17 protein-coding genes are annotated in these 18,794 nt (G+C 69.7%); 4 read left to right on the top strand and 13 right to left on the bottom strand.

What is annotated here, in order from left to right:
* Nucleotides 1-14 precede the first annotated feature (14 nt).
* From F7R91_RS35735 to F7R91_RS35770, 8 genes are all read right to left on the bottom strand, one after another.
* A complete protein-coding gene (locus tag F7R91_RS35735; RefSeq protein WP_150956917.1) occupies nt 15-434 on the bottom strand; it encodes a TOBE domain-containing protein in 420 nt (139 codons plus the stop codon).
* A gap of 26 nt (nt 435-460) precedes the next feature.
* Nucleotides 461-1,546, bottom strand: a complete 1,086-nt coding sequence (locus F7R91_RS35740) for an ABC transporter ATP-binding protein (protein ID WP_150956919.1) — start codon at nt 1,544-1,546, stop codon at nt 461-463.
* A gap of 31 nt (nt 1,547-1,577) precedes the next feature.
* Nucleotides 1,578-2,438 (bottom strand): ABC transporter permease, encoded by an 861-nt coding sequence (locus F7R91_RS35745; RefSeq protein WP_150957086.1) that lies wholly within the window; start codon nt 2,436-2,438, stop codon nt 1,578-1,580.
* The gene (gene modA, locus F7R91_RS35750; RefSeq protein WP_150956922.1) at nt 2,438-3,271 is read right to left on the bottom strand and encodes a molybdate ABC transporter substrate-binding protein; all 834 of its coding nucleotides are present in this window, start codon (nt 3,269-3,271) and stop codon (nt 2,438-2,440) included. Before modA ends, F7R91_RS35745 begins: the two co-directional genes overlap by 1 nt.
* 153 nt (nt 3,272-3,424) lie before the next feature.
* The gene (locus tag F7R91_RS35755; protein ID WP_150956925.1) at nt 3,425-3,823 is read right to left on the bottom strand and encodes a TOBE domain-containing protein; all 399 of its coding nucleotides are present in this window, start codon (nt 3,821-3,823) and stop codon (nt 3,425-3,427) included.
* A gap of 126 nt (nt 3,824-3,949) precedes the next feature.
* A complete protein-coding gene (locus F7R91_RS35760; RefSeq protein WP_150956928.1) occupies nt 3,950-5,905 on the bottom strand; it encodes an APC family permease in 1,956 nt (651 codons plus the stop codon).
* 439 nt (nt 5,906-6,344) lie between these two features.
* On the bottom strand, nt 6,345-6,551 hold the full coding sequence (locus tag F7R91_RS35765) for a DUF5999 family protein (RefSeq protein WP_150956931.1): 207 nt from the start codon (nt 6,549-6,551) through the stop codon (nt 6,345-6,347).
* A 376-nt stretch (nt 6,552-6,927) separates the two neighbouring features.
* Nucleotides 6,928-7,506, bottom strand: a complete 579-nt coding sequence (locus F7R91_RS35770; protein ID WP_150956934.1) for a hypothetical protein — start codon at nt 7,504-7,506, stop codon at nt 6,928-6,930.
* Between the two features lie 546 nt (nt 7,507-8,052).
* On the opposite strand from F7R91_RS35770, the gene F7R91_RS35775 reads away from it, so the two are divergent.
* Entirely contained in the window at nt 8,053-9,570 is a 1,518-nt protein-coding gene (locus tag F7R91_RS35775) for a glutamate-cysteine ligase family protein (RefSeq protein WP_150956937.1), read from the top strand.
* Nucleotides 9,571-9,597: 27 nt separating this feature from the next.
* On the opposite strand, the gene F7R91_RS35780 is transcribed toward F7R91_RS35775, so the two are convergent.
* Nucleotides 9,598-11,367 (bottom strand): substrate-binding and VWA domain-containing protein, encoded by a 1,770-nt coding sequence (locus F7R91_RS35780; RefSeq protein ID WP_150956940.1) that lies wholly within the window; start codon nt 11,365-11,367, stop codon nt 9,598-9,600.
* Between the two features lie 116 nt (nt 11,368-11,483).
* Between F7R91_RS35780 and F7R91_RS35785 the strand changes: the two genes are divergently transcribed.
* Nucleotides 11,484-12,284: a CPBP family intramembrane glutamic endopeptidase gene (locus F7R91_RS35785; RefSeq protein WP_150956943.1), complete on the top strand. Its 801-nt coding sequence runs from the start codon at nt 11,484-11,486 to the stop codon at nt 12,282-12,284.
* 49 nt (nt 12,285-12,333) lie between these two features.
* Here the strand turns inward: F7R91_RS35785 and F7R91_RS35790 are convergent, their stop codons facing one another.
* Nucleotides 12,334-13,170 carry a PhzF family phenazine biosynthesis protein gene (locus tag F7R91_RS35790; RefSeq protein ID WP_150956946.1) on the bottom strand — a complete coding sequence of 279 codons (837 nt, stop codon included), beginning with the start codon at nt 13,168-13,170 and terminating at the stop codon, nt 12,334-12,336.
* A 93-nt stretch (nt 13,171-13,263) separates the two neighbouring features.
* On the opposite strand from F7R91_RS35790, the gene F7R91_RS35795 reads away from it, so the two are divergent.
* Together F7R91_RS35795 and F7R91_RS35800 are read left to right on the top strand one after the other, a co-directional pair.
* Nucleotides 13,264-13,857, top strand: a complete 594-nt coding sequence (locus F7R91_RS35795; RefSeq protein ID WP_150956949.1) for a DinB family protein — start codon at nt 13,264-13,266, stop codon at nt 13,855-13,857.
* Nucleotides 13,858-14,164: 307 nt separating this feature from the next.
* Entirely contained in the window at nt 14,165-14,422 is a 258-nt protein-coding gene (locus tag F7R91_RS35800) for a hypothetical protein (protein ID WP_225320987.1), read from the top strand.
* A 12-nt stretch (nt 14,423-14,434) separates the two neighbouring features.
* Here F7R91_RS35800 and F7R91_RS35805 read toward each other — a convergent pair whose 3' ends face one another.
* The 3 genes from F7R91_RS35805 to F7R91_RS35815 all read right to left on the bottom strand — a co-directional run bounded on the left by F7R91_RS35805 (nt 14,435) and on the right by F7R91_RS35815 (nt 18,631).
* Complete coding sequence (locus F7R91_RS35805; protein ID WP_150956955.1) at nt 14,435-15,427, bottom strand: TniQ family protein; 993 nt, start codon at nt 15,425-15,427, stop codon at nt 14,435-14,437.
* A gap of 634 nt (nt 15,428-16,061) precedes the next feature.
* Nucleotides 16,062-17,075 (bottom strand): TniB family NTP-binding protein, encoded by a 1,014-nt coding sequence (locus tag F7R91_RS35810; RefSeq protein ID WP_150956960.1) that lies wholly within the window; start codon nt 17,073-17,075, stop codon nt 16,062-16,064.
* Between the two features lie 32 nt (nt 17,076-17,107).
* A complete protein-coding gene (locus tag F7R91_RS35815; protein WP_225320988.1) occupies nt 17,108-18,631 on the bottom strand; it encodes a Mu transposase C-terminal domain-containing protein in 1,524 nt (507 codons plus the stop codon).
* Nucleotides 18,632-18,794: the final 163 nt, after the last annotated feature.

Here is an 18,794-nt window from a genome sequence, read left to right on the forward strand (position 1 = left end):
GGCTCTGCCGTCTGTCATGCCGTGGCCAGTGCCACCTCAGTCGACTTGATCAGGGCGATCACGTCGGAGCCCACGAAGAGGCCGAGGTCTTCGGCCGCGTCCTTGGTGATCACGGCCGTGAGTTCGCCGCCGGGCACGGAGACCTTCACCGAAGCCATGGCTCCACCGAGGCCGAGACGGACGATCGTGCCGGGGAGCCGGTTGCGGATCGACAGGCCCTCGATCGCGCTCGTGGCGAGGGAGATCTCCGTCGACTTCACCAGGGCTCGGACGGATGTGCCCGGGGTGAGGCCCAACTGTTCGACGGCCTCCACGGTGATGGCCGCCACGAGGTCCTGGCCGCCGTCCAGGCGGATCCTGACCGTGGCCATGACCTCGCCGGGGCGGACCTCGGTGACGGTGCCGGGCAGCTGGTTGCGGATGCTCAGTGTCATGGGCACTCACGGTAGAGCGCGTTCGTTCAGGCGGGGTATGCGTGCGTCTGCGTCGCCTTGACCGTCGCCCAGACAGCGGCGCCCGTGTGCAGATCCAGCTCGGCGGCGGCGACCGTGGTGACATCGGCGGCCAGGGGCAGTTCGCCGGTCAGGTCGGCGCGGATCTGGTCGCCGTGGGTCTCCAGGCCGGCCACCTCGCAGCGCCACAGGTTGCGGGCGCTGGAGCCGGCCGGGCGTTCCCGGTAGAGGGTGACGGCGCTCGGGGGGAAGGCGACGAAGGCGGGTCCGGAGAGGAGCTCCGTGGTGGTGATGTCGGGGCCCTTGTCGAGCCGGACGGTGTGGCCGTCCGCCAGGCCTCGGTAGAGGTTCAGCCCGACCAGTTGCGCGATGTAGTCCGTACGGGGGTGGCGGGCGATGTCGGCGGGTGTGCCCTCCTGAACGATCCGGCCGTGCTCGATGACTACGAGACGGTCGGCCAGCACCATGGCGTCCAGCGGGTCGTGCGTGACCAGGACGGCGACGGCCTCGAAGCCGGCGAGGTGGCGCCGGAGCTGGGCGCGTACCTCCAGGCGGGTGCGGGCGTCGAGGGCGGCGAGCGGCTCGTCGAGGAGCAGCAGACGAGGGCCGGTGGCCAGGGCGCGGGCGAGCGCGACGCGCTGGGCCTGGCCGCCGGAGAGCCGCCGGGGCTTGGCGGACGCGTGGTCGGCGAGGTCCATGCGGTCCAGCCACTCGGCGGCCTGGGCGCGGGCCTCCGCCTTGGTCGCGCCCCTGCAGCGCGGGCCGAAGGCCACGTTGTCGAGGGCGCTGAGGTGAGGGAACAGCAGATAGTCCTGGAAGACGACGCCGACCGGGCGCGACTCGGGCGGCGTACGGTCCAGTGAGGTGCCGTCCAGCCGGAGATGGCCGCCGGTGAGGGGCGTGAGGCCTGCCAGGGCCCGCAGAGCGGTCGTCTTGCCAGCGCCGTTGGGCCCGAGCAGGGCGACGACGTCCCCGGGCGCGACGGCCAGCGTCACGTCGAGGCGGAAGGGGCCGCGCTCGACGACGAGTCGGGCGTCGAGGCCCGCGTCGCCCGCGGCCACGGTGTCGAGGCGGGGCGGTGAGGCTTCGGTCATGAGGGGATCGTCCAGCATCCGTGCGGAGTCGTCATGATGCCGTCATCCAGCGGTCGCGCAGCCCGGCCAGGACGGCGATCGACACGGCCAGCAGCACCAGGCTGAGGGCGATGGCCGCCGCCGGGTCGTTCTGCAGGGCCAGGTAGACGGCGAGCGGCATGGTCTGGGTGCGGCCGGGGAAGTTGCCCGCGAAGGTGATCGTGGCTCCGAACTCGCCCAGCGCGCGCGCCCAGGCGAGTACGGAGCCCGCCGCGATGCCCGGCATGATCAGCGGGAGCGTGATCCGGCGGAACGCGGTGAAGCGGGAGGCGCCCAGAGTGGTGGCCGCCTCCTCGTAGCGCGGGTCGGCGGCCCGCAGGGTGCCCTCCACGCTGATGACGAGGAACGGCATCGCCACGAAGGTCTCCGCGACGATGACGCCGGCCGTGGTGAAGGGCAGCGTGATGCCGAACCACGAGTCCAGCCACTGTCCTACGACACCGTTGCGCCCGAGGGCGAGCAGCAGGGCGACACCGCCCACCACCGGGGGCAGAACGAGCGGCAGGGTCACCAGGGCGCGGACCAGGCCACGGCCCGGGAAGTCCGTACGGGCCAGCAGCCAGGCCAGCGGAACGCCGACGACCAGGCTCAGCGCGGTGGCCGCCGTGGCGCACACCAGCGAGAGCCTGAGGGCCTGCCACACCTCGGCGCTCGTCAGCTGCTCCGGCAGGCTGCTCCACGGAGCCCGGACGAGCAGGGCGATCAGGGGCAGCAGCAGGAACGCCAGTCCTGCCAGGGCGGGCACCAGCAGAGGCAGCGGCACACCCCTGCTGGCGCCGTTCCGCACACGCCGGCGCCGTGGCCCGCCCGTCAGGGTGTCGGCCACGGCAGCGGACTTGTCGTGCGGGGAGATCACGGCTTGAGGAACCCGGCCTCGGTCAGGACCTGCTGGCCCTCGGGGGACTGCACCAGCGCGATGAACGCCTTTGCCGCCCCGGCGTTGGGTGCGTCCTTGAGCTGGACGATCGGGTAGTCGTTGACGGCGTCGGCGGACTCGGGGAACTCCACGCCCTCCACCTTGTCACCGGCCGCCTGCACATCGGTCTGGTAGACGACGGCGGCGTCCGCCTCCTTCAGCTCGACCTTGGTCAGGGCCGCCTTGACGTCCTGCTCGTAGGACACCGGCGTGAGCTTCAGCCTGCTCGCGTCCAGCGCCTTCTGCGCGGCGGCGCCGCACGGCACCTCCTTGTCGCAGAGCACCACCTTCAGGCCCGGCTTGGTGACGTCCTTGAGGGAGGAGACCTGGTGCGGGTTGCCGGGCAGGGTGGCGATCTCCAGCTGGTTGCGGACGAAGGTGGCGGGCGCACCGGCCGCGTTCTCCGCGTCCGTCACGATCGCCATCGTCTTGGGGCTGGCGGCGGCGAAGACATCGGCCGGCGCACCACCGGTGATGCTGGCGGCGAGGGCGTCGCTGCCGGCGAAGTTGAAGGTGACCTTGGTGCCCGGGTGCTTCTTCTCGAACTCCTTGCCCAGGGTCGTGAAGCTCTCCTTCAGGGAGGCGGCGGCGAAGACGGTGACCGTGCCGGAGAGCTTTGGGGAGGAGGCCGACGCGGAGGAGCCGGACCCCGCGGAGTCGGCGCCGGATGCGGAGTCGGAGGAGGAACAGGCGCTCAGCGCCAGCAGCGCGACGACGCCAGCACCTGTCAGTCGCAGGGTCCGGTGGGTCCGGCGCGCGGAACGGGTCATCACGTGTCCACTCCTCTGTGCTCAGCGGGGAGGGCCGTCAGCCGCTCTCGGTACGCCGATCATACTGCGCATCTGCGAGGTAAAAAGCCCCTGTCTCATCGCATGAGCATGCGCAGGGTGGTGTGCGGGTGTGCATGTGCGTTCCGATGGGACTCAAGTCCGGTCGATGTGTACATTTGTCGACTTCACGCGGGCGGTGGCCTCCATGCCGACCTCCAGGCCCAGTTCCTCGACGGCCTCCCGGGTCAGAAGAGAGACCAGCCGGTGCGGGCCGGCCTGGATCTCGACCTGGGCCGCCACGTCACCGAGCTTGATCGCGGTGACGATTCCGGGGAAGGCGTTGCGGGCGGAGGTGTAGGAGACGGTCTCCTCCTCGCTGCCCGGCGTCTTGGCCAGCTCGACCGAGAAGGCGGCGAGGTCCCGCCCGTCGATGAGCCGCCGTCCGCTCTCGTCGCGGTGGGTCGCCACCCGGCCCGCATCCGCCCAGCGGCGGGCGGTGTCCGGGCTCACGCCGAGCAGCCGTGCTGCCTGGCCGATCGTGTAGGACTGCATGTGGATCACGATAGGGGGACGCGTCGGCGGTGTGGACGGGACGTCCCGCAACCCGGTGCGGGAGACGTCGCATATGCCGTCATACGCCGCTGTACGCCGTCCCCCATCCGTCGCCGGAGTCAGGGCTCAGCCGGTGTGGACGCGGGGACGGCGGCTGCGGTCCGGCTCGGCCTCGCGCAGGACCTCCCGGGTGACCGGGGCGACCTCGCCCTGGCCGAAGAGGAAGAAGCGCAGGAAGTTGGCGAACGGGTGGCCCTCGGTCCACTCGAAGTAGATGTGCGGGGTGCGGCCGGTCGAGTCACGGACGTGGAGGAGGAGGGCGGCCAGGGCGTTGGGGACGGAGGAGGACTCCAGGGTCAGGACGCGGTAGCGGTTGTGCAGCACCTCGCCGCGCACCGTGAGTCCGGCCTCGAACTCGGAGGGGTCGATGACCGTGACCTCGACGAAGACGAAGTCCTCCTGCTCCGGCATGTCGTTGTCGGCCCGGATCTGCTCGATCTTGTCGCGGTACTCGGCCTTGTCCCGCTGATCGGGCTCGTTGGCGATGAAGCGGATCTTGCGGCTGGCCATGTCGCGGATGAATCGTTCCGCCATGCCGTCGAGCGTCACGCTGGTCACGCGGAGCTCGAAGGCGCGGGCCAGCCGGGACAGGAGGGAGATGAGGATGATGCCGACGATGAAGCAGGCGCCGATCTTCACGCCGTCGGGGCGCTCGATGACGTTCGCGACCGTCGTGTAGAGGAACACCGCCGAGATGACCGCGAAGGCGATGGTCCAGTTGCGCTGACCGGCCTTGCGGGCCGCGATGGTCACCGCGATCGCGGCGGAGCTGATCAGCACCAGCACACCGGTGGCGTAGGCGCCGCCCTGCGCGTCGACGTCGGCGTCGAAGATCCAGGTGACCAGGAAGGCGACCAGGGTGAAGACGATGACCATGGGGCGCACGGCGCGGGCCCAGTGCGGGGCCATGCCGTAGCGGGGCAGGTAGCGCGGCATCAGGTTGAGCAGACCGGCCATGGCGGAGGCGCCGGCGAACCAGAGGATGGCGATGGTCGAGATGTCGTAGACCGTGCCGAAACCGTTGCCCAGGTATTCGTGCGCCAGGTAGGCCAGCGCGCGGCCGTTGGCCTCGCCGCCCGACTCGAACTCCTTCTCCGGGATCAGCAGGGTGGTGATGAAGCTGGTGGTGATCAGGAACGCGCTCATGATCAGAGCCGCGGTGGTGAGCAGCTTCTTGGTGTCCCGGATGCGGCCGGTGGGCCTCTCCTCGGTGTCGCTGTCTTCGCCCTTGACGTGGGGCATCACCGCGACGCCGGTCTCGAAGCCGGAGAGGCCGAGCGCGAGCTTCGGGAAGACCAGGAGGGCCACTCCGATCATGACGAAGATGTTGCCGTGTTCGGCGGTCAGGGCACTGGACCAGTCGGTGATCACATGGCCCGCGGTGATGACGTGCCACAGGCCCACGACCACGACGACGGCGTTCAGGGCGAGGTAGATGCCCACCAGGGCGACCGCGACGCCGATAGCCTCCAGGAAGCCCTTCAGGAACACCGCGCCGAGCAGCGCGACCAGGATCAGCGTGATCAGCAGCTGCTTGTCGTGCAGGGCGCTGGTCAGATGCGGGTTCTCCACCAGGTGGGTGGAGGCGTCGGCGGCGGACAGGGTGATGGTGATCAGGAAGTCCGTGGCCGCGAAGCCCAGCAGCGTCAGGACGAACAGCTTGCCCTGCCAGAAGGAGAGCAGTCGCTCCAGCATGGCGATGGAGCCCTCGCCGTGCGGGCTTTCCTTGGCCACGCGGCGATAGACGGGCAGGGCGCCGGCCAGAGTGACGATCACCAGCACGATGGTCGCGATCGGGGACAGCAGTCCGGCGGCGAGCGCGGCGATGCCCGGCTGGTAGCCCAGGGTGGAGAAGTAGTCGACGCCGGTCAGACACATCACCCGGTACCACCGCTGACCCTTGTGGGCGGGCTCCACCTGGGCGTGCGGTCCGGTGTGGCCGCCTCCCTTGCCCATGTCGGACAGGCCCTCCAGCATCCAGGAGCGCAGGCGACTGGGCGGGGGGTGCTCGGTGGTGGCCATCGGGCGGGCTCCTGGTGTGCGGCGCAGCGTGCGGTTCCGGCCATCACACGGACGGCCGAATCAGCGTAAGCGGAGAGTGACGTGAGGGTGGGTGGAGGAGCGGGCCGTCCGCGTCAAACTTGCGTTAAGACTGACCGGTCAGCTGTCTGAGGCTCGGCTGTGGGCGGGGCTGTGACGCAGGGTGGCCACGCCGGAGTGCTTCCGCGGTGGGCAGCGCACGGCTTGGGTGGCTGGTTTCGTTCACGGCACGCTGATGGCCCGTGGCGACGACCGTCATCGTCGTCGTAGGGCGCCCACGGCCCTTGTGGCCACGAACGGCATCTCACACGAGGAACTACGGGGAGTGACCGCCCTCGGACATGTGTCGGGGCCGGTGCGCAGTCGTTCGCGAGCCGGCCCCTCATGTCCGCGGGCGGGACGTTGCGCCGCCCGGTCGTGCCTAGGCGGCTGTCATCACCGAGCCGGCGCCCAGCGGGCGGTGGGGCGCGATGATCTGGCCGTCGGGCAGGAGCTCACCGGTGTCCTCGAAGACCAGAACGCCGTTGCACAGCAGGCTCCATCCCTGCTCCGGGTGGTGCGCCACGAGACGGGCGGACTCCCGGTCGGCGGATTCGGCGGTGGGACACGGTGGCTGGTGCTGGCACATTGGTGGGATCTTTCGCTCTGTCGTGACCTGTGAGATGGCTGTCGTGCGTGTTTCGCGGCTTGAAGCCTCGTTCATGGCCGCCCCCCGTTGTGATAAGTCGGTTCCAACCCAGTGTTGCCCCACGGGCGTCAATCCGCAGGGATTTCGCAGCAGCGCTTCTTACAGGTTGATGACGCGCGGCCCGCGCGGATGGTTCATCCCCACCACACTGTCACTTCGGGTGGTTCATCGTGGTCGGAAGGGGCTAGTCCGAACTGGTCAGAAGCCTATTCCGGCTCTTACGAGCCATTGAGTGCTCGTAAGAGCGAAACACGTCGTACCCCGTTGCCCGGAATTCCGGGCAACGGGGTACGAGAGGCCATCGCGCCGCGAGATGTCAGGCGGAAAGCAGCGGTGCGGGGGTGACCCGCAGGGTGAGCACCGGAAGCAGATCGGCGACCTGGTGCGGACTGTGGGCGGCGATACCGGGTGGCGCCGGAGCCAGGGGGACGAGCAGATCGGTGGCGGCGGGGTGGCCGGTGGCGGCGTCCGCGGTGGTGTCGCCGTGCAGCCAGAGCGTGAGCATGTACAGGCCGGGGACCGACAGCAGGCGGGGCTGGTAGGACTGCTGAACGGTCTCCGCCTGGCGCAGCGCGCGCTCGGTGGAGGCGATGTAGGGGCCCTCGAAGAAGTGCGAGAACGCCCAGCCGTCGGGGGTCAGCATGGTCTCGGCCGCCGCCACCGCACGGTCGCCGCAGCGGATCAGGAAACGCCATCCTGCCAGCCGGGTGACGGGGGCGCCGGCGGGGCCGATCTGGTCCAGCACATGCACGGGCAGCGGGAGTTCGGGCGTGGCGGGTCCCTGGGCACGCACCAGGGAGGGGGTTCGGGCCTCACGGACTGCGGTGGGGGAACCGAGTGCGGTGAGGACGGAGCGAAGGGCGGGCGCGGGAGCCGGGGGGACATGCAGCGGCATGGTGGGTCGCCTCTCATTCGACAGGCACGATGGCGCGAGGGCGGGGGCGGACGGCGCTGTCAGCTCACGGAGACAGAGAGACGGGTGCCTGGGGCGGGGGGTACGCGTGGGTGGGCTCTGCCGTACGACACCTGGACGGCAGGATCAAGAACCTCGGGCGCCGGCTTTCTGCCTTGTTCGCGGAGTTTATACGACAAGTGTTCAGGCGGTGTTTCGTCTACCCGTTTCCGGCGCCCGGAACAAGGTTGTATTCGGTCGTCGATTCGCGGAAGTCGTCCCGATTTCCGGCCGACTCTGCGACGTTGACCTCGGGAAACGCCCGGCAAGCGGTCGGCCTATTGTCGTCGGCGTTTTTCACGAGTACTCGGGGCACTCGAAACTGCATCGTGCCCCATGCCCCGTGAATGTGCCGCAGGTCTCCTCCGACAGAGTAGCGGGGACCGGGCCGTCCCGGGACGTTATCGATCGCTTCCGCTGGGCATCATCCCACCTGACCCGCACACCGGCGGCCGGATTCGGCCCGCCCATCCGAGGAGGGACGCTTCGATGGGGGAGAAGGTCGTGGCAGGTCCGTTCGACCTGTCCGATCGCCAGCGCTACCGGGACAAGCTCCGGCGGAACCTGACGGGGCTGGAGCGACTCCTGGCCGAGAAGCGGTTCGATCGCCCGAAGAACCTCATGGGGCTGGAGATCGAATTGAATCTCACCGGCGCCGACGGTATGCCGAAAATGCTCAATGCGCAGGTCCTCGAACGTATCGCCAGCCGTGATTTCCAAACAGAACTCGCCATGTTCAATCTGGAAGTGAACATAGCCCCTCACCGGCTGGGTGGGCGGGTATTCGATCGGCTCGCCGAGGAACTCCGCACGTCCCTGGCATATGCCGACAGAAAAGCCGGCGAGCTCGACGCGGGAATCGTGATGATCGGCATTCTGCCGACCCTGGACCGGGACGACCTGGTCTCCTCCAACCTCTCCGACGTCGACCGCTACGCCCTGCTCAACGAACAGATCGTGGCCGCCCGCGGCGAGGACTTCGCGCTCGACATCGACGGCGTGGAGCGTCTCACCTGCACCTCGAAGTCCATCGCGCCCGAGGCCGCGTGCACCTCGGTGCAACTGCACCTCCAGGTCACCCCGGCCCGCTTCGCGGACGTGTGGAACGCCGCGCAGGCCGTCGCCGCCGCCCAGGTGGCCGTGGGCGCCAACTCGCCCTTCCTGTTCGGCCGTGAGCTGTGGCGCGAGTCGCGGCCCCCGCTGTTCCAGCAGTCCACCGACACCCGCCCTCCGGAACTCCAGGCCCAGGGAGTGCGGCCGCGCACCTGGTTCGGGGAGCGGTGGATCTCCTCGGCATACGAACTCTTCGAGGAGAACCTGCGCTTCTTCCCGGCCCTGCTGCCGATCTGCGACGACGAGGACCCTCTGGAGGTGGTCGACGCCGGCGGCGTACCGAAACTCGCCGAACTGGTCCTGCACAACGGCACCATCTACCGCTGGAACCGCCCGGTGTACGGCATCGCCGACGGCGTCCCGCATCTGCGCGTGGAGAACCGCGTCCTGCCCGCCGGCCCCACCGTCACCGACGTCGTCGCCAACGCCGCCTTCTACTACGGCGTCGTCCGTGCCCTCGCCGAGGAGTCGCGGCCGGTGTGGAGCAGGCTGCCGTTCGAGGCGGCCGCGGCCAACTTCGACGCCGCGTGCCGCGACGGCATCGACGCCCGGCTGACCTGGCCCCGGCGGGGCCGGTACGGCGGCACGGCGGAGGTCGACGCCGTCAGCCTCGTACGCGACGAACTGCTGCCGCTGGCCGAGGCCGGACTGGACGCGTGGGGGGTGGAGCCCGCCGACCGGGATCTGTACCTCGGTGTCATCGAGGAGCGGTGCCGGCGCCGGGCCAACGGTGCGACCTGGCAGGCCGCGACCTTCCACCGGGCCCTGGAGACGGGGCTCACGCGGGATGCCGCACTGGCCGCGACGACCCGGCGCTATCGCGAGCTGATGCACGCCGGGGAGCCCGTGCACACCTGGCCCGTGGGGCTGCCGGAGCCCGTGCCGCTGGGGTGAGCCGCGCAGGCTTTCGCGCCCGCGGGATCAGCCCTGGCTGCCCTGCGCACCCGCTGCCACGATCGCCTTGAGGATCACCGCGTGGATCTGCGAGGGGTCGGTGACCTGGTGGCCCGAGCCGCCGGTCGATCCGGCGATGAGGCCGGCCTCCTCGCGGTCGGCGTCCGGGCCCACCGCGATCATGATCAGCGGAACCGGGCGCTCGGGGTCGGCGAGCTTCCGCAACCGGGTGAGGAGGCCGCCGCGCGAGATGCTGCCGGGGTCCTGGTTGACCCCGTCGGTCAGGACGACGAGCGCGTTGAACCTGCCCTCGGCGTAGGAGGACGTGGCCGCCCGGTACGCGGCGAGCGTGGTGTCGTACAGGCCGGTGGCGCCGTCGGGGACCGGTGCGAGATCGCCGAACGCCGCTGTCAGCCGGTCCCGCTGGGTGCCGCCGCCGACGCGGTCGCCGAGCCGTTCGGTCGGCACGAGGACGTGGTAGTCCTTGGCGCCGTCCAGCTTTGTCGAGAAGTCCCACAGGCCGATCTCGTCCTCGGGCGTGAAGCCGGCCAAGGCCTGCAGCAGCGACGCCTTGGTGACGTCCATGCGTGACCGGCCGGTGCCGGGGACGGGTTGCGCCATGGAGGCGGAGGCGTCCACGACGGTGGTGACCCGGGCGCTCTGCACGGTGATCGTCCAGATGCCGAGGGCCTCGTCGAGCGCGGCCGCCGAGGCGGGCTGCAGGGAGGGCTCCGCATACGGCTGCGGACTGCTCCCGCCGGCCCTGCCGACCACCGCGGCCGACGGCTCCTCCGCCGTCCTGAAGCCGTGTTCCTGGAGTAACCGGCGCTGTTCGGGCTGCCGCAGATAGGTCATGAACCGGATCGCGGCCCGGCTCTCGTCCGTCGACAGTTCGGACGTGTCGACCAGCGTGTACGGGTAGTCGAGCCGCGGCGAGCCGTCCTTCGGGTAGAACATGTCCAGACCCGCGCCACCGGCGGCCGAGGAGTTGTGGGTGAACGCCGCCTGCTCGGTGAGGACCAGCGCATGGTTGCGCTTCGGGTTGTCCCGCTCGGTGCCGGAGGAGTCGCGGGGGAGCGTGTCCAGGACCTGGCCGTCGGTGTCGGACGTGCGCTGCGACAGCGTCTTCATCATGGCCGCGGCCCGGGTCCGACCGTCCTCGAACCGGGCGGCGGCAGTGGTCAGCTGGGTGAGCGCGAGCAGTCCGCTCGCGCTGCGTGCCGGGTCGGCCGCGCCCAGCCTGAGGGAGTCGTCCCGCTGGGCGGCGCCGGCCAGTTCGCTCCAGCTGTACGTCTTCTTCGGCCACCCCAGCGACTTCGCGGCGGACGGGACCATCGCCACCCCGACCGGTGTGGAGGCGACGCTGCCCGTGGAGGTCACCTGCGTCGCGGCCCGGTTCGCGGTGATCCGCTGGACCCATACGTCCGAGTCCGGCACCCACACCTGGACACCGGGGTTCTTCCCCGCTGTGAGCGTGTCGGTGACCTTGTACGACTCGTGGGCGGCGACCGTGACGGCGACACAGCGCCCGTCGGAGGTGATGTTCTCCTTGCGGGCCCGCTGCGCCGCGGCCGTCAGCGCCGGGGCCAGGTCGGGGGAGGCGGCGAGCTTCAGCCCGACGGGGTCGTCCTGGCACGGGGAGCCGAGGGAGAGCAGTCCGCTGCGGACGGCCACGGCGGTGCCGCCGGCGACGGTGAGCACCATGACCGTGGCGACGGCCGCCGTACGGCGGCGCGCGCGGGGGCGGGGGTCGCTGCCGCCCGCTCCATACTGATCGGGCAAGCTGTGACGTCCCATGACGTGGTGCCCTCCCTGTCCCCCCAACGGCCGGTCGCGCACATTTCGTAACTTCTTTCGAGACCCTAGCGGGACGGTGATGGGGACGAGGCGGGATTACTCAACTGGAGGCAGGTGTGCAGGCGGAGGCAGGCCCGGTGGCCGATTCTTTTCCTCCGGAGGGGCCCTCGCGGCGGATCTTCCGTGACGAGACGCTGCTCGTTCTAGGGGTTTCACTCGGTGCGAGCGCTGTGTCCGCCCTGATCAGCTTTGTCGGTTCGGTCACCAAACCGGGAGGTCTCAAGGACCAGGCCGCCACGCTCAACGCCTCGGCCGCGCCGGGCCGTCCCTGGCTGGATCTTGCCTGGCAGCTCTTCGGGATCGCCACAGCACTCGTGCCCGTCGCCCTCGTCGCGCACTTCCTGCTGCGCGAGGGGAAGAGCCTGCGCACCCTCGGCTTCGACCGCACCCGCCCCTGGTCGGACCTGGGCCGCGGGGCCGCGATCGCCGCCGTGATCGGCAGCACCGGCATCGCGTTCTACCTGGCGGCCCGGGGTCTGGGCTTCAACCTCACCGTCGTGCCCGAGGCGCTGCCCGAGGTGTGGTGGAAGTACCCGGTGCTGGTCCTTTCGGCGCTGGAGAACGCGATCGTCGAAGAGGTCATCGTCGTCGGCTATCTGCTGCGCCGGCTCGGCCAGCTCGGCTGGACGCCGGGCACCGCGCTGGTGGCCAGTTCCGTGCTGCGCGGCTCCTACCACCTCTACCAGGGCATCGGCGGCTTCGTCGGCAACATGGCCATGGGCGTCGTGTTCGTCTACCTGTACCGGCGCTGGGGCCGGGTCGGTCCCCTGGTGGCGGCACATACCCTGCTCGACATCGGGGCGTTCGTGGGATACGCGCTGCTGGCCGGGAAGGTGAGCTGGCTACCGACGGCGTGAGCGACCGCACGAGGGGCGTACGGGCATGTCGTACGCCCCTGTTGTGCCGTCAGGCGTGCAGCCTGGCGTGCGGTGGGGCCAGCAGCTCCCCGTCGATCACCGTCACCGCGCGGCCCGTGAGAAGGGTGCGGTCGCCGCGCAGCCGGGTGCGGACCAGCCCGGACCGGGGCGAGGCCTGCAGGCCGGTGAGGTCGGGGCGGCCCAGGCGCTCGGCCCAGTAGGGGGCAAGGGCCGTGTGGGCGCTGCCGGTGACCGGGTCCTCGTCGATGCCGACCTTCGGGAAGAAGCAGCGGGAGACGAAGTCGTGGCTCCCGGCGGGGTCCTCGGCGCGGGCGGTGGCGATGATGCCGCGCTCGGAGAAGGCGGCGAGGGCCTTGTGATCGGGGAACAGGCCCAGCACGGTCTTCTCGTCGGCGAGTTCCACCAGCAGGTCGCCGACGTTCGGGCCGGTGTCGTAGGCGGCGTGCGGCTCCGTGCCGAGCGCCTCGGCGACTCCGTCCGGGAGGTCCACGGGGACGAGGGGCGCCGTCGGAAAGTCGAGGGTGATCGAGCCGTCCTCGCCGGGCGTCGCGACGAGGACACCGCTGCGCGTGGCGAACCGCACCGGGCCCTGATGGGCGCCGGTGGTGTGCAGGACGTGGGCGGTGGCGAGCGTTGCGTGCCCGCACAGGTCGACCTCGGCGGCGGGCGTGAGCCAGCGCAGCGCCCAGTCCGCCTCCCCGCCCTCGGGCAGGCGGTGGGCGAACGCGGTCTCCGCGTGGTTGACCTCCATGGCCACGTTCTGGAGCCAGTCGTCGTCCGGGAAGGGGGTGTCGAGGAGCAGGACTCCGGCCGGGTTGCCGGCGAAGGGGCGGTCGGCGAAGGCGTCGACGATTCGGATGCGCATGCGAGGACGCTAGGGGCCGAGTGGCCCGGCTGACCAAGGCCAATTCGAGGAACCTGGCCCGATTCCGTGTGTGAGGAGCACCAGACTGGCCCCATGACCTCAACGGATGCCAAGGCCGACCTTCACTTCTACCTCCAGTCCGCCCGTGATGCCCTGCTGTGGAAGCTGGAAGGGCTCTCGGAGTACGACGTCCGCCGCCCGATGACTCCGACCGGCACCAACCTCCTGGGACTGGTGAAACACACGGCAGGCGTGGAGCTGGGCTACCTCGGCGACACCTTCGGACGGCCGTCCGGCGAGCCGCTGCCCTGGCTCGAGGACGGTGCCGACCCCAACGCGGACATGTGGGCCACCGCCGACGAGTCACGCGAGTACATCGTGGAGCTCTACCGACGGGCGTGGGCGCACGCCGACGCGACGATCGACGCGCTGGCGCTGGACACGGTCGGCAGGGTGCCGTGGTGGCCGGACGGCCGGGACGAGGTGACGTTGCGTCATGCCGTGGTGCGCGTGATCTCCGATACGCACCGGCACGCCGGGCAGGCCGACATCATCCGGGAACTCATCGACGGTGCCGTCGGGATGAGCAAGGGCAACGACAGCATGGCGCCGGGCGACTCGACGTGGTGGCAGAACCATCGCAGCCGACTGGAACGCGCAGCTCGGGAGGCAGACCGGGGCGTGTAGGCGGCTTTCCGTCACCCCCGGAGCACTCGGGTGTCCTGTCTCAACGAAGTTAGTCGTTCGCGTGCAGCTGACCTGCGTGGACTGGATTGAGTGAGACGCTGGACTCGGTTCGTTGAGACGGAACGGGCCTGAGTGTTGTCCCACGAAGGGAGTTCGAGAGGGTAACGGCTTGTTCATGGCCGGTCATCAGAGGAAGAGAGCCTTCCGCGCTAGGCTCCGTTCAGACTGAGCGGGGGCGATGATGAAACGGTGGCCTGAGGGTCCCGCCGCTGATCCGGAAGCGGCGCGGGAGCGGTATGACTCCGACATGCGGTCGGTGCGCAAGGCACTGCGAGAGGCGATCAGGGCAGATCTGCCCGCCGCGCACTTCGGTCTGGGGATCGTCATCGTCGCGTGCGTGATCGTGGGCTTGCTCGTGGGACCCGTCGCTGGGGCCCTTGTAGCTGGTGCCTTTGCTGCTCTGTTCCTCGTTGCTCTGGTGGTCATGTTTGTTCGCGGCATTCGAGGTGCGGACGCGAGGCGACGGGCCTATCTCTTCACGTTTGGTTGGGCGAACTGGGTGTAGGCCCCGCGGGGCTCAGTACCGGTAGTAAGGGTGGAAGGGGCTCCACCGTGTTTCGGCGTCGGCTTCATCTGGCTGGCGCGGTGGCGGGATCGTTTCGCGGGGGAAGAACGCGTCGTAGATCCTCGGACTTCGGTGGAAGGCGACGAACTTGTGGGTGGAGAAATGCTGCTCAACCCACTGGATCAGAGGGTCCTCGCGCTCCTTGGGGACGTAGCCGAGAAGGACGTTGCGGACTGTGATCTGCTCGACGAGCCACGCGACGTGGCCGGAGACGACCGCGCGGTGTTCCCACTCCCGGCCCGCGAGAAGTCCGGCGAGCGTCACGACTTGAGGGTGGAAGACCATCGTGAGCGTCAGGTCGGGAGAGGGCGGTTTCCCGGTGCCGTCGGTGAGGATGCGACGTGCAGTGTCGAGCAGATCGAACGGGTCGGCGGTCTGTTGCAGCCAGGTGAAGTAGATCTTGCGGGCATCCGGATAAGCGTTGCGGACCCAGCGGCGGCCGTGGCGGGCTATCAGGTTTCGGTGGTGTCTCTGGGCTCGTAGCGTGTCGGAGAGCCTGCTGATGTCGACTTGCTCGTCGGCGTTGGTGAGGCCGTCCCCGATCCAGAGGCGGTGGCGGAGACAGACGTTGCGGTCATGAGTGGTCCAGCAGGTCACGGGCATGGTGATGCCTGCGGCGTGGGTGCAACGGCGGCAGGCGGGACGCTGGATGGCGCTGTGCAAGGTTGAGCGCGGACGGCCGATGGCTCCGAGCTTGTCGACGGCGTCGGCATCGAGGAATTCGGGCAGGGCCAGTTCCAACGTCCCTGGGCGGACTCCGGCCGCGGCGGCGAGAGGCTCAAGGAACGTGTTGACCGGGGTCTTCTTGGTGCGGCGGATCTCCAAGAGGGGCAGCAACTGGGCGGTGGGAAGGTGGTTGGCGGCAGCGAGCCTGCGGAGGAAGGAGTCCAGGGTCTCGTTGTGAAAGAGGGGAACGGTGCGTGGAAGCGGCTGTAGCGGTGGCACTAATCGTCACGTTCCCGCAGATGGCGGAGGGCGGGGAGGGCTCTGAGACGTTCACGGTGGGCCGCGGCGCGGCAAATACGTGAACACCACATCGGCTGGTGCCCACTTCCGCGCGAGGAGCTCGCCTTCCGCCCCAGATTCTGCCCGCAGTGCCCGCACCGCCCCTTGGCCCACCGGGCTTCATGAGCGGCCTGCCTGCAAGGTTCGGAGCACCAGCGAAAAGGGCGGTTGCGTTCGACGACGGTGCCGCAGTGGGCGCAGGGCGCGCTATGGACGGCGTGCCGGCGGGCGCCCTGGAGCGAGAGCGGGACGCGCCTGCGGCGGGCGATCATGCGGCAGTGGTCGGAACACCACCGTGCGGGCCGGCCCTTGACCGTCCGGGCGCGCAGGGGCTGGAAGCAGATGCCGCATCGCGTGTCGGTCAGCGCCTGTTGCAGGTCAGCAAGGGGGCGTCCCGTGACTGCGGCCAGTTTTTCGACGACGGGAGGGCCGACGGAGCCCGTCGCGCAGAGATGGGAGCGCAGATCAGCGGGCGGGAGGTGGTTGGCGTGTGCCAGACGGCGGATGTAGGAGTCGAGAGTGTCGCCGCCGGTGGGGCGAACATAGACCGGCAGACGAGAAGGCGGGATGTCAGTCATCGCTGCCGGGCGGGCTTCCGGCCGGGGCGCACGGACTCCGCCGCGTGATCTAGAGGGATGGCGTCGAGCCCCTCCTTGGTGACGCGCTCCGTGCCGTTGAGGATCGCGTCGATCGCGGCGCCCCGGATGGCGTGGGACAGTGCTCCGATCATCCCGTCGGTGCGGTTGTGCAGGTAGCGGTCCAGTTTGACCAGGCTGCGCGGTGGATGGTCGTGCAGGATCAGGGTCTCTTCCATGGTCGCGATGAGGCCCTTCCACTCGTCGCCGTAGGGGAATGGGCCGGTGGGGACGAGAGTGAAGCGGCCCGCGATCTGAGCGCCCCGTGTGCCGACCAAGAGCTCGCTGGTCTCCAAGTCGATGCCTGCATAGACGAAGGTGGCGGGGATGCGTTCCGAGAAGTACTTCAAGGTGTCGGAGACCTCGGCGCCGGCCTGGGTCCTCTGCGAGATGTTGTGGATCTCGTCGACGACCACGAGACCCGTGCGGGTATCCGTGCAGACACCGACCACGGCCTCGATGATGTCGGTCATGTTCGACCGGGGACGGACCGGCAGCCCCAGGAACCGGGCGAACTCCGCGGCGACCATGCGTGCGGTCGCAGCAGGCGGAACGGTGATGTAGAGGACGGGGATGCGGTCGGCGATTTTCGGGTGACGGGCCCGGTCGAGAAGTTCGTGGGCGCGGCCGAGTTGGGCGATGGCGCTGGTCTTGCCCGTGCCGGGAAGCCCCGAGACCATCAGCCCGCGGCGGGCACTGATCGCATGCCGGTTCAGCAGGACCAGGCGACGGCCGCAGATCCGCGTCTTCTCGACGAACGACGTTGAGACGGTGAGCATCCGGGCGTGATGGTCGAGGCGGTCCTCGTCGTAAAGGTCTCGCTCGGTCGGTGACAGTTGCTCCAGCTGTCCCGGGGACAGCCGAACTGGGGGCGGGGGCGGGCCCCCGATGAACTTCCGCCAGCCGGCCAGAGTGGTCAGCTGTCGGTTCGCCTCGGCGTCGGCCTCCTGCACTGCCGTGGGCCCAGCCGCTGGGCAGGAGGGGGTCACGTGCGCCTCCAGGGGTTGGCGAGCGGGTCGAACAGGCCCAGCGGGATGACGTCGGCGAGCTCGGTGTCCGACTCGTCGTTGCATTCGGGCTCGGTGACCGACGGATCGGGGACCGGGCGATCGGTCGAGGTGGCCCGAGTACGAGCAGCGACGCGGCGGTCGCGGCGCGAACGCTTGGCCGGACGATCCTGTTCCGACGCAGGACCGTCGTGGGCCCGCCGCAGCAGAGCCGCGGCCGCATCCGCGATCTGTTCCTCGGTGCCGCCGGGGACCTGGGCGCGAGCGTGGTCCCAGGCAAGCTCACCGAAGGGGACGCCGACGCGGTGCAGGTGCTTCCAGAACACCGTGATCCACCGATCGGCGCGGGAGTCGCGTACCCAGATCCGGGAGACGTCGTAGGGGTCGTAGTGAACCTCCCACAGGCCCTTCTTTGTCGTCACTCCTGAGCGCTGGCGGCGCAACGGGTTCAACTCCGGGCTGTCGTAGGTGCGGTGCTTGATGCGGATGCCGTAAGCGTTGATCGCCTGCCAGCGCTCGGGCAGCAGCTCGACGTAGTCCTCCCCGCCGAGTGGCACTGGGACATATCCACAGGACTCAAGCAGCATGGCGCACTTCTCGTTCGGTGAGAACGCTCGCGCCGGTGCGTCGGGGTCGCGCAGGGCGTCGTGTGGCCTGGTCTGCCAGACGGCGATGATCCACTCGTCGAGGAGGTTTTGGAGTTCGGGCAGCGACCACAGCGGCCCGTCTTCCAGGCCGCGGCCGCGGCGGTCCGTCGTCGAGCCGGTGTATCCCGCGACGAACTGGGCGAACAGCGTGGCCACGGAGCCCAGGGTCTTCTCGATCGTCCCCTTGTCGGTCGGCGTCGCTTTGTGCGCCGGCTGAAGGTTGATGCCCAGGTAACGGCAGGACGCCCTGAACGCGTGCGAAATGAAGACGCGGCCGTGGTCGCAGACGATCGTCTCCGGCACGATCACCGGGCGCGCAGCCGCGTGCGCCAGTCGTTCGTCGATGCTCAGCAACCGCCGGTGCGGCAATGCCGACCGGGACATCCGTAGGGCTTCCGCCCAACCTGGACGCATCGGCTCAGGGGTAACACTGCGAGCCAGCAACGCGGAGGCGTCCGCAGCCTTTGTGGTGGGTCGCAGCACCGCCGCGGTGATCGACCTGGTGGCGATATCGACCATGGCCGTCAGCTCGACCTTCTCGGCGACGCCGTCATCCAGCCGCACCAGCACGTCCATCGGCGTGGAGTCGATCTGCATCAGCTCGCCGGGCGCACTGGCCGGCACTTCGCCGAATGGCCCGGAGGGCCGTGCCCCGACAGAGCGGCGGGTGCGGGCCGACCCAGTGGCGTGGGTGCCGGCGGCGAGCCTGTCGAACAGTCGGTAGAGCGTGGCCCGAGACGCCAGCTCAACCTCTGCGGTCTCCTCCCGATCGGACAGGAGTTGCTTGGTCCGCCAGATGATGAAGCCGATAGTCCTCGACGACGCGTCGGCGGTCTCGGCGATCGCCTGTCGCATGGCTTCCACCACGGCCGGGTCGACCTGGCCGAAGGTCTGCATCTGCTTGGCCGACCGGCCGTCCGCAAGCCCGACCAGCCCATTCCGTTGGTAGCGCTGGCGCCGCTGCTTGATGCCGCTGGCCGACACCTGATGCCCGGCCGCCGTCAACTCGGCAGCCTTG

This window comes from Streptomyces luteolifulvus (genome assembly GCF_008806595.1).
Classification (GTDB): domain Bacteria; phylum Actinomycetota; class Actinomycetes; order Streptomycetales; family Streptomycetaceae; genus Streptomyces; species Streptomyces luteolifulvus.